The sequence below is a fragment of the Corallococcus terminator genome, assembly GCF_003611635.1.
GTDB classification, from domain to species: Bacteria; Myxococcota; Myxococcia; order Myxococcales; family Myxococcaceae; genus Corallococcus; species Corallococcus terminator.
On sequence record NZ_RAVZ01000677.1, the window covers coordinates 1 to 1503 of the forward strand.

At 70.2% G+C, this 1503-nt stretch carries 1 protein-coding gene; it reads left to right on the plus strand.

Annotation, left to right across the window (positions count from 1 at the left end; all coding sequences use genetic code 11):
• The coding region (locus D7V88_RS41435) for a non-ribosomal peptide synthetase (RefSeq protein WP_120545953.1) at nucleotides 1-1503 on the plus strand (1503 nt) is incomplete at both ends.

Genomic DNA, 1503 nt, shown 5'->3' on the forward strand with positions numbered 1-1503 from the left:
GGATGGTGGAGGGGATGCTGGGCATCCTGAAGGCCGGGGCCGCTTACGTGCCGTTGGACGCGAGCTACCCGCTGGAGCGCCTTGCCTTCATGGTGCAGGACGCGGGCGCCGAGGTGTCAGTGACGCAGACGTCCCTGATGTTCACGCTGCCAGCGGGTCCGTCGCAGGTGGTGGTCCTGGACGACGGCTCGCTGGACGCGGAGCCGACGCACGCGCCGGAGAGCGGCGGGGACGCGGAGGACCCGGCGTATGTCATCTACACGTCGGGGAGCACGGGAACGCCCAAGGGCGTGTGGGTGCCGCACCGGGCGGTGGTGCGGCTGGTGGTGGAGACGAACTTCATCCAGCTGACGGCGGTGGACCGCATCGCGCAGGTGTCGAACGCGTCGTTCGATGCGGCGACGTTCGAGGTGTGGGGCGCGCTTGTGCACGGCGGCCGGCTGGTGGGCGTGACGCGGGACGTGGCGCTTTCGCCGACGGCGTTCGCGGCGTACCTGCGAGACGAGCGCATCAGCACGCTGTTCGTCACCACCGCGCTCTTCAACCAGTTGGTGGCGCACTCGGCGGAGATGTTCCGGACGTTGCGTCAGCTCCATGTGGGCGGTGAGGCGGTGGACCCCGGAGCGATGCGCACGGCGCTCACGCAGGGTCCTCCGCATCGATTGATGCACGTCTACGGCCCCACGGAGAGCACCACGTTCGCCACGTGGCACGAGGTGACGGAGGTCGCCTCGGACGCGCTGACGGTGCCCATTGGAAGGGCTCTGTCCAACACGGAGCTGTACGTCCTGGACTCGCGGTGGCAGCCCGTGCCCGTTGGCGTTCCGGGCGAGCTGTACATCGGTGGCGACGGTCTGGCGCTGGGCTACCTGGGGCGACCGGCGTTGACGGCGGAGAAGTTCATACCGCATCCGTTCAGTGCACGGCCGGGAGCAAGGCTGTACCGCACGGGCGACCAGGTGAAGCAGTCGCCGGACGGGGCGGTGGTCTTCCTGAGCCGCCTGGACGCGCAGGTGAAGGTGCGCGGCTTCCGCATCGAGCTGGGCGAAGTCGAAGCGGCGTTGGTCCAGCGCGAGGACGTGCGCGAGAGCGTGGTGGTGGTGCGCGAGGACACGCCCGGCCACCGCCGGCTGGTGGCGTACGTCGTGGGACAGCCCGGCGCGGGAGTGACGGCGGAGGGGTTGCGCGCGGAGCTGAAGGCGAGGCTGCCCGAGTACATGGTGCCCGCGGCCTTCGTGCTGCTGGACGCGCTGCCGCTGACCCACAACGGCAAGGTGAACCGCCGTGCGCTGCCCGCGCCAGAGCAGGCGGGGCCCGCGAACGACGTCTACGACGCACCGAACACTCCGACGGAAGCGACGCTGGCGGGAGTGTGGGCGAGGGTGCTGGGAGTGGAGCGGGTGGGGGTGCGCGAGAACTTCTTCGCGCTGGGCGGGGACTCCATCCTGAGCATCCAGGTGGTGGCGAAGGCGGGGCAGGCAGGGCTGAAGGTGACGCCGAAGC